8 protein-coding genes are annotated in these 9,490 nt (G+C 73.3%); 6 read left to right on the top strand and 2 right to left on the bottom strand.

Annotated features, from left to right (window positions below; genetic code table 11):
• Positions 1-384: 384 nt before the first annotated feature.
• The gene (locus tag FGF04_RS17145; protein WP_149512129.1) at positions 385-1,263 is read right to left on the bottom strand and encodes a hypothetical protein; all 879 of its coding nucleotides are present in this window, start codon (positions 1,261-1,263) and stop codon (positions 385-387) included.
• A gap of 71 nt (positions 1,264-1,334) precedes the next feature.
• On the opposite strand from FGF04_RS17145, the gene FGF04_RS17140 reads away from it, so the two are divergent.
• From FGF04_RS17140 to ilvD, 4 genes are all read left to right on the top strand, one after another.
• Entirely contained in the window at positions 1,335-2,264 is a 930-nt protein-coding gene (locus FGF04_RS17140; protein WP_149512128.1) for a Ppx/GppA phosphatase family protein, read from the top strand.
• Positions 2,265-2,420: 156 nt separating this feature from the next.
• Entirely contained in the window at positions 2,421-3,245 is an 825-nt protein-coding gene (locus FGF04_RS17135; protein WP_149512127.1) for a sugar phosphate isomerase/epimerase family protein, read from the top strand.
• Positions 3,246-3,264: 19 nt separating this feature from the next.
• The gene (locus tag FGF04_RS17130; RefSeq protein ID WP_149512126.1) at positions 3,265-3,888 is read left to right on the top strand and encodes a TetR/AcrR family transcriptional regulator; all 624 of its coding nucleotides are present in this window, start codon (positions 3,265-3,267) and stop codon (positions 3,886-3,888) included.
• A gap of 184 nt (positions 3,889-4,072) precedes the next feature.
• Positions 4,073-5,926 (top strand): dihydroxy-acid dehydratase, encoded by a 1,854-nt coding sequence (gene ilvD / locus FGF04_RS17125; RefSeq protein ID WP_149512125.1) that lies wholly within the window; start codon positions 4,073-4,075, stop codon positions 5,924-5,926.
• A 78-nt stretch (positions 5,927-6,004) separates the two neighbouring features.
• Here ilvD and FGF04_RS17120 read toward each other — a convergent pair whose 3' ends face one another.
• Positions 6,005-8,230, bottom strand: coding sequence for a protein kinase domain-containing protein (locus FGF04_RS17120; protein ID WP_149512124.1), 2,226 nt, complete (start codon positions 8,228-8,230; stop codon positions 6,005-6,007).
• Between the two features lie 149 nt (positions 8,231-8,379).
• Between FGF04_RS17120 and FGF04_RS17115 the strand changes: the two genes are divergently transcribed.
• Complete coding sequence (locus FGF04_RS17115; RefSeq protein ID WP_149512123.1) at positions 8,380-8,712, top strand: peptidase; 333 nt, start codon at positions 8,380-8,382, stop codon at positions 8,710-8,712.
• Positions 8,713-8,751: 39 nt separating this feature from the next.
• A complete protein-coding gene (locus FGF04_RS17110) occupies positions 8,752-9,186 on the top strand; it encodes an EamA/RhaT family transporter (protein WP_149512122.1) in 435 nt (144 codons plus the stop codon).
• Positions 9,187-9,490: the final 304 nt, after the last annotated feature.

Here is a 9,490-nt window from a genome sequence, read left to right as displayed (position 1 = left end):
GGGTCGGACGGCCCCGGCCGGATCCGCCGGCGCCGTCCGGGCCCGGGCCGTCCGACCCGGGGCCGTCGCAGCCCGGACCCTCCGGTCCGGGGCCCGGTCCCGAGCCGACGCCGTCCGGTCCGGGGCCGTCGGAACCGGGGCCGTCCGATCCCGGGACGGGCGGGCCGAGCCCGGCGGATCCGGAACCGGAGCCGCCGCCGGAGTCCGACGGCGGTTCCGCGTCGGCCCCCGGCGGCGGGGACGGGGAGCCGAGTCCGTCGGGGAGTTGAGTGCTCCCGCAGGCCGTCATTCGTCCGCGGGAGCGTCGTGGCCGGTCGCGCAGTTCCCCGCGCCCCTTACGGGGCGCAGACCAGCGCTCCTGACGGGGCGCGGGTCTGCGCAGCCTCAGGCAGAAGGAATCTGCGGGTCCGCGGGGTGTGGTGCAAGGAGGGGGAGCTGGGAGGCCAGGCGTTCCTCGCAGAGGGCCGTCAGGCGGTCGTAGCCGGGCCTGCCCATCAGCTCGATCAGCTCCGGGCGGTACGAGACGTACACCGGGTCGCCCGCCCCGTGGGCCGAGGTCGCCGACGTGCACCACCAGTGCAGGTCGTGGCCGCCGGGGCCCCAGCCGCGGCGGTCGTACTCGCCGATCGACACCTGCAGCACGCGGGTGTCGTCGGGCCGGTCGATCCACTCGTACGTCCGCCGCACCGGCAGCTGCCAGCAGACGTCCGGCTTGGTCTCCAGGGGCTCGCGGCCCTCCTTGACGGCCAGGATGTGCAGCGAGCAGCCCATGCCGCCGGCGAAACCGGGGCGGTTCTGGAAGATGCAGGACCCCTGGTACGGGCGCGTCTGCCGCTCGCCGTCCTCGTCCTCCGAGACCCAGCCGGTCGCGGTGCCCACGTCGTGGTGCTGCCAGATGTCCGGCGTGAGCCGCGCCACGTGGTCCGCGACGCGCTTCTCGTCCTCCTCGTCCGAGAAGTGGGCGCCCAGCGTGCAGCAGCCGTCGTCCGCGCGGCCCGCCTGGATGCCCTGGCAGCCGCTCCCGAAGACGCAGTTCCAGCGAGAGGTCAGCCAGGTCAGGTCGCAGCGGAAGACCTGCTCGTCGTCGGCCGGGTCCGGGAACTCCACCCACGCGCGCGCGAAGTCGAGCCCCTTCTCGTCGTCCTTCGGAGCTTTCGGAAGCTTTCCGGGCTTGGACGGCTTCACCCGAAGCTCGTCCTTCGCAGGCCCTGCGGCAGAATCCTTGGCCGATTTGTCGCTCTTCGCCTTTTTCGTCTTTGGCACCCGTCCAGAGTAAGTCGCCCATGACCGCTTCGAGGACGGCCGGGGCCCCCGGGCGCAGTAGCGTGCCGTACATGAGACTCGGTGTCCTGGACGTGGGTTCGAACACGGTGCACCTGCTGGTGGTGGACGCACACCCCGGCGCGCGCCCGCTGCCCGCGCATTCGCACAAGGCGGAGCTGCGGCTCGCCGAACTCCTCGACGACAGCGGCGCGATCGGCTCCAGGGGCGTCGACAGACTGATCGCCGTCATCAAGGACGCGCTGGAGGCCGCCGAGGACAAGGGCGTCGAGGACCTGCTGCCGTTCGCGACCTCGGCGGTGCGCGAGGCGGGCAACGCCGACGAGGTACTGGCCCGGGTGCGCGAGGAGACCGGGGTGGAGCTCCAGGTCCTCACCGGCGCCGAGGAGGCCCGGCTGACCTTCCTCGCCGCCCGCCGCTGGTTCGGCTGGTCGGCCGGGAAACTGCTCGTCCTGGACATCGGCGGCGGTTCGCTGGAGATCGCGTACGGGATGGACGAGGYGCCCGACGCGGCCGCCTCCCTGCCGCTCGGGGCGGGCCGGCTGACCGCGGGGTGGCTGCCGACCGACCCGGCGGACCCGTCGGAGGTCAAGGCCCTGCGCCGCCACGTACGGGCCCAGATCGCCCGTACCGTCGGGGAGTTCAGCCGGTTCGGCGCCCCGGACCACGTGGTCGCCACCTCCAAGACCTTCAAGCAGCTCGCCCGCCTCGCGGGGGCCGCGCGCTCGGCCGACGGCCTGTACGTGCAGCGCGAGCTCAAGCGCCGCTCGCTGGAGGACTGGGTCCCGCGCCTGGCCGCCATGACCACCGCCGAACGCGCCGAACTCCCCGGCGTCTCGGAGGGCCGCGCGAACCAGCTCCTGGCCGGCGCCGTCGTGGCCGAGGGAGCGATGGCCCTCTTCGAGGTGGAATCGGTGGACATATGCCCCTGGGCCCTCCGAGAAGGAGTGATCCTCCGCACCCTGGACCAGATGACGACGTAGGGACGCAGGAGGGGGCACGCGTTTCAGGGGCGCGGGGAACGGCGCAGTCTTTTGTCTTCGGGGGCGCGGGGAACTGCGCAGTCTTTTAAGGGGCGCGGGGAACGGCGCGAGCAACCCCCACCGCCACCCGACGGAGCCACCCCGTAACCTGTCCCCGTGGCAGAACCAGTCGTGCGCATCCCGGATGCGAAGGTCGCCCTGTCCACGGCCTCCGTCTATCCGGAGTCGACGGCGACGGCCTTCGAGATCGCCGCGCGCCTCGGCTACGACGGCGTCGAGGTCATGGTGTGGACCGATCCGGTCAGCCAGGACATCGAGGCCCTGCGCCGCCTCAGCGACTACCACGGCGTCCCGATCCTCGCCGTGCACGCGCCCTGCCTGCTCATCACCCAGCGCGTCTGGTCCACCGACCCGTGGACCAAGCTCCAGCGCGCCCGGGCGGCGGCCGAGAAGCTCGGCGCGAGCGCGGTCGTCGTCCACCCCCCGTTCCGCTGGCAGCGCCAGTACTCCCGTGACTTCGTCACCGGAATCTGGCAGATGGCCGACGAGACGGACGTACGATTCGCCGTCGAAAACATGTACCCCTGGCGCTACCGCGACCGCGAGATGCTCGCCTACGCACCCGACTGGGACGTCACGAAGGACGACTACCGGCACTTCACGATCGATCTGAGCCACACCGCGACGGCCCGCACCGACGCGCTCCAGATGGTCGACCGCATGAGCGACCGCCTGGGCCACGTCCACCTCGCCGACGGCAACGGCTCCAACAAGGACGAGCACCTGGTCCCCGGCCGCGGCACCCAGCCCTGCGCCGAGCTGCTGGAACGGCTCGCCCTGACCGGCTTCGACGGCCATGTCGTCATCGAGGTGAACACCCGCCGGGCCATGTCGGGCGCCGAGCGCGAGGCCGACCTCGCGGAGGCCCTCGCCTTCACCCGCCTCCACCTCGCCTCGGCGGCCCGGATCCCGCGCCCATGACGACCCGGATCCCGCGCCCATGACGGCCGAGGCCGCCTCCGCCCCGCGCCGCCGTGGCCGGCCCTCCCGCACGGACGCCGCGGACGGCCCCGCGGCCCGCGACCGCATCCTGGCGGCGGCCCGCGAGGAGTTCGCCGAGCGCGGCTTCGAGAAGACCTCCGTACGCGGCATCGCGAAGGCGGCGGACGTGGACGCGGCGCTCGTGCACCACTACTTCGGCACCAAGGAGCAGGTCTTCGAGGCGGCCATCGAGGTCGCCATCGGACCGCTCCTGAGCGCCCCCGGCTCGGTCGGCGAGGGCCCCCTGGACGGTGTGGGCGAGCGGCTGGCCCGCTTCTTCTTCGGGGTCTGGGAGAACCCGGCCACCCGCAAGGCACTGCTCGCGATCATCCGCTCCGCCATGAACAACGAGACCGCCGCCGGTGTCTTCCGCCGCCTGATCTCCGCCCAGCTGCTGCGCCGCGTCGCCCTCCAGCTGGGCTCCCCGGACGCCGAACTCCGTGCCGAGCTGGCCGCCGCGCAACTCGTGGGCATCGCCATGCTGCGGTACGTGATCAAGGTGGAACCCCTGGCCTCGGCGGACCCGGAGCAGATCATCGCCCGAGTCTCCCCGGTGATCCAGTCCCACCTGACGGCTCCCTGACGGTCCCTGAGAGCCCTCTGACGGTCCCTGAGGGCCCCTTGACGGTCTCTGAGAGCCCTCCGAGGGCACCGGCCGCCACCCGGAACCCGAGACGCCCGTCCCGCATACCGGACATCATGTCCGAACCCTGGATGAGCGGCGTACGCTCGACGGCAGTCAACACTCTCCGAAGGAGCGAGCGACGATGCCCGAGCTGAGGTCCCGCACAGTCACCCACGGCCGCAACATGGCGGGCGCACGCGCCCTTATGCGCGCCTCCGGTGTACCGGGCGCGGACATCGGCCGCAAGCCGATCGTCGCGGTCGCCAACTCCTTCACGGAGTTCGTCCCGGGCCACACCCACCTCCAGCCGGTCGGCCGGATCGTGAGCGAGGCCATCACGGCCGCGGGCGGCATCCCGCGCGAGTTCAACACGATCGCCGTCGACGACGGCATCGCGATGGGCCACGGCGGCATGCTGTACAGCCTCCCCTCCCGCGACCTGATCGCGGACAGCGTGGAGTACATGGTGGAGGCCCACTGCGCCGACGCCCTGATCTGCATCTCGAACTGCGACAAGATCACGCCCGGCATGCTGATGGCCGCCCTGCGCCTGAACATCCCGACGGTCTTCGTCTCCGGCGGCCCCATGGAGTCCGGCCGCGCCACCCTGGTCGACGGCACGGTCCGCACCCTGGACCTGGTCGACGCGATCTCCGACGCCGTGAACGACAAGATCTCGGACGAGGACATCCTCCGTATCGAGGAGAACGCCTGTCCGACCTGCGGCTCCTGTTCCGGCATGTTCACGGCCAACTCCATGAACTGCCTGACCGAGGCCATCGGCCTGTCCCTGCCCGGCAACGGCTCGGTCCTCGCCACGCACACGGCCCGCAAGGGCCTGTACGAGGACGCGGCCCGTACGGTCATGGACATCACCCGCCGCTACTACGAGCAGGACGACGAGACGGTCCTGCCGCGCAACGTCGCCACCTTCGCGGCCTTCGAGAACGCCATGGCCCTCGACATCGCCATGGGCGGCTCGACCAACACGATCCTGCACCTGCTGGCCGCCGCCGAGGAGGCGGGCGTGCCGTTCGGCCTGGACGAGATCAACGACGTCTCGCGCCGCGTGCCCTGCCTGGCCAAGGTCGCCCCGAACGTGGCGAAGGACCGCACGTACTACATGGAGGACGTGCACCGGGCCGGCGGCATCCCCGCCCTGCTCGGCGAGCTGCACCGCGCGGGCCTGCTCAACGAGGACGTGCACGCCGTGCACAGCCCGTCCCTCGCCGACTGGCTCAAGACCTGGGACGTCCGCGGCGGCTCGCCCTCCCCGGAGGCCCTGGAGCTGTGGTTCGCGGCGCCCGGCGGCGTCCGCTCGTCCTCGGCCTTCTCCCAGTCCGAGCGCTGGGAGGCCCTCGACGAGGACGCGGAGGGCGGCTGCATCCGCTCCGCCGAGCACGCGTACTCCAAGGACGGCGGCCTCGCGGTCCTCAAGGGCAACCTCGCCGTCGACGGCTGCGTCGTGAAGACCGCCGGCGTGGACGAGTCGATCTGGACCTTCGAGGGCCCGGCGGTCGTCTGCGAGTCGCAGGAGGAGGCCGTCGACAAGATCCTCAAGAAGGAGATCACGCACGGCGACGTCGTGGTCATCCGCTACGAGGGCCCCAAGGGCGGCCCCGGCATGCAGGAGATGCTCTACCCGACCTCCTTCCTGAAGGGCCGGGGCCTCGGCAAGACCTGCGCCCTGGTCACCGACGGCCGCTTCTCCGGCGGCACCTCGGGCCTGTCCATCGGGCACGCCTCGCCCGAGGCTGCGTCCGGCGGCACGATCGCCCTGGTCCGCGACGGCGACCGCATCCGCATCGACATCCCGAACCGCAGCATCGAGCTGCTGGTCGCCGACGAGGAACTGGCGGCCCGCCGCGAGGCCCTCGGCGGGGTGTACGCGCCGGTCGCCCGCGAGCGCAAGGTCTCGGCCGCCCTGCGCGCGTACGCTGCCATGGCCACCAGCGCCGACCGGGGCGCGGTCCGCGACGTCTCGAAGCTCGGCTGACCCGGCTCCGGCCCCGCCCCKCCTCTCGAACGGACCCGCCCGGTCCTCACCGCCGGGCGGGTCCGCCGTTCCCGGAGTTCACCAGCCGGCGGGCTCGCGTGCGTCCACGGCGAAGACGCTGCCGTCGGGGGCGCCGGCGAACKCCTCGCCGTCCATGACCACCGGCCTGGACAGCTCCGCCACGACCCGTGCCGTGTCACCGCCCAGCCGGGGGCGGGTCTGCCCCAACGGCTCACCGCTGCCGGCGTCCGTGGCGAGCAGCCGGCCGTCCGGAGCGGTGACGTACACCCGCCCGCCCGACACCACGGGCCGCGACGGACGGCTCACCGACGTCTCCAGGCGCCACAGCTCGGAGCCCGCCCCGCTCCTGCCGGCCCGGCGCGTGTCCACGGCCACGAGCGAGCCGCCCACGTCGCTCAGGTACGCGACACCGCCGCTCTGCGCGGCGGACGCCCGGTCCAGCGGGGTCGGCAGCGACACCCGGCGGGCGCTGCGCTCCCCGCTGTCGAACCGGACCACCGCGTCGACCAGCTGGTCGGCGTCGGTCGACAGGAGGTACAGGGCGCCGTCCGGCGCGGAGAACGGGCTCAGGTTCCCGGCCGCCGACCTCGTCCACAGCACGGTGCCGCGCTCCGCGGACACCGCGCTCACCTGCGTGGCGGTCCCGTCCGCGGCAGGCGTCACCGCGTAGAAGACGCCCGACCGCGAGCCCGACCCGGCCCCGGGGGCGGTTCCGTCCCCGGCCGGACCGCCGATCCACTGGGTGCCGACACCGCCGATCCGGGCGCTCCAGCGCTCCTCGCCCGTCGCGCTGTCCAGCGCCCGCACGGCGCCGTGCCCACCGACGAGGAGCGTGGTGTCGGCCCCGTGCACGACGGCCGCGTACGCGGAGATGCCGGTGTCCCACTCCCGCGCACCCGACCGGGGGTCGACCGCGGTGAGCCGTCCGCCGTCCGTGAGGTGCAGCAGCCCGCCGGACAGCTCGGGCGGCGTCTTGGCCCCGTCCGACCCGTCACCCTCCGCCTTCTTCTCCCCCTCGCCCTCGCCCTTGTACGACCACACGACCCGGCCGTTCGTAGGATCGAGGCGCGCCGCCGGGACGCCGGGGGCCGAGCAGTAGAGGGCGCCCCCGCCGGACGTGCAGACGGGCGGCACGGCACCGGCTCCGGCCCCGTCGCCCGGCGTACCGCCGAGGACCGTGCTCCACGGCCGGAACGCCCCGGGGCTCGCGTCGGCGGGACCGGTCGCGGTCGTCCCGGACGAGGCCAGCTCCCGTACGCCGAACGCGCCCCCGGCGGCCAGCACGAGCGTGACGCCGACCACCGTGGCCCGCCCGGGCCGGCGGCGCGCCCGCGGGGGAGCGGCCGGTGCCGGCTGCTGTGCCCGCGACGCCGGCCGAGCGCCGATGTGCGTCTCGTCCGGGGAACGCCGCTGGGCGGGGATGCGGGGCCCGGACGCCGGTGCGGACGCCGGCGCGGGCACCGGCTGCCGCAGGGCGTCCATCACCTCGGCGGGCGACGGCCGGTCGGCCGGATCCTTCGCGAGGCAGCGCAGGATCAGCGGCACCAGGTCGTCCGGCACGCCCGCGAGATCCGGTTCGTTGTGCACCACCTGGTACGCCACGATGTACGGGCTGTCGGAGTCGAAGGGGCCCCGGCCCGTCGCCGCGTGGGCCAGCACCGCACCCATCGCGAACACGTCCGCGGCCGGCCCGACCTCCCGCGGCCGCTGGAACTGCTCGGGCGCCATGAAGGGCGGCGAACCGATCAGCTTCCCGGTCTCCGTGCGCACGTCGCTGTCCGTCGGACGCGAGATGCCGAAGTCGATGACCTTGGGGCCGTCGGGGGCGAGCAGCACGTTGCTCGGCTTGAGATCGCGGTGCACCACCCCGGCCCGGTGGATGTCGCGCAGCGCCTCGGCCAGGCCGGCCCCCAGCCTGCGCACCTCGGCGGCCTCCATCGCACCGTTCCGCTTCACCTGCTCGGCGAGGGTGGGGCCGGGGATGAACAGCGTGGCCATCCAGGGCAGCGCGGCATCCGGGTCCGCGTCCACCACGGGGGCGGTGAAGGCTCCGCTCACCCGCCGGGCGGCGCTCACCTCCTGCCGGAAGCGGGCCCTGAACTCGGGGTCCGCGGCGTGCTCGGCATGCACGACCTTGATCGCGAGGCGCAGGCCCGAGGCGGACGTCGCGAGGTGCACCACACCCATGCCGCCCGCGCCCAGACAGGATTCGAGGCGGTACTGCCCGGCATGGTCCGGGTGTTCCGCTTCCCGTCCGGGTCCGAAGCTGCGCAGCGGGGCCATGGCCCACCCCCGTGTCTGTGTCCGCCGAGCGCGACGCACGGAGCCTAGTCGATGGTGCGTGCGATGTCGGACGTGCTTGCTAGCCTGCGCGGGTCGCGGGGGCAATCCGCGACAGAGGGTGCACGACCACATCAACGGGGGTGACAGTGATGGCTGTTGAGGACGGTACGAGAACGATCGAGGACACGGCCGGAGGGGCGGTCGGGGATGCGGCCGGCGCCGTGGAGACGGTGGCGGTCCGCTACCCGGTGGCCGCGGGCGTCCGCCTGAACGTCCGCAGCGGACCCGGCACGCAGTACCAGCTCGTCCGGGTGCTGCCGCTCGGCGCCCGGGTGCCGATCAATTGCCAGAAGCCCGGCGAGCGGGTGAGCGGCACGTACGGCACGACGAACATCTGGGACAACATCGCCAACGGCGAGTACGTCTCGGACGCGTACGTCGACACGGGCAGCGACGGGTACGTGGCGGCGCGCTGCGCCTGAGGTCCGGCCGGACCCGGCTCACCGGTCGATAATCGACCGGTGAGCGACACACCGGACACCACCGCGGGCCCGCGCCCCGAACCGATCCGCTTCTTCGGGACGACGTGGGTGGACCACGGCCACGGCTACGCGGTCCGCCGCGCCGCCGTGGCCGTGGGGGCGCTCGCCGCGATCGCGGCCGGCTGCCTGGTCCTGCGCTTCGCGTACGAGGGCCTGGAGATCGCGGCCGTGGGCGGCTTCGTGACCGTCCTGGTCGTGACGACGTTCGCCGTCTGCAGCGCGCTCGCGTTCCGCCACACCTGGGCGGGCTACGCGCAGCGCCCGGCGCCGGACGCGCAGTCCGCCCTGCGCGGCCTGCTGGCCATCGGTTTCCTCGGCGCCCTCACGGCGTACTTCCTCCGCTCCCTGACGGAGGCCCCGGGCGAAACCCTCCACCGCACCGAGTACGAGACGTCCCGCCGCAGGGTCCTCTGAGACCGTCGCGGTCTGCGGCCCGGCGGGGGCCGATCGCGCAGTTCCCCGCGCCCCTGAAGGGCGCCTGGCGCAGTCTTTCGCTTTTAGGGGCGCGGGGAACTGCGCGCTCAGCCACGACGCACCCGCACCTATCAGCGAGTCACACGCCAGCCGCTTTTCAGGGGCGCGGGGAAGCGCGCGCTCAACCGCGACGCACTCGCACTTACCAGCGAACCGCACGGCAGCCGCTTTTAAGGGGCGCGGGGAACTGCGCGACCAGCCACGAAGCACCCGCACCCACCCACACGCTCAACCACCCCACTCC

Origin of the sequence: Streptomyces apricus (genome assembly GCF_008369065.1) — a bacterium.
Lineage (GTDB): Bacteria > Actinomycetota > Actinomycetes > Streptomycetales > Streptomycetaceae > Streptomyces > Streptomyces apricus.
This window is presented reverse-complemented; position numbering and strand designations above follow the sequence as displayed.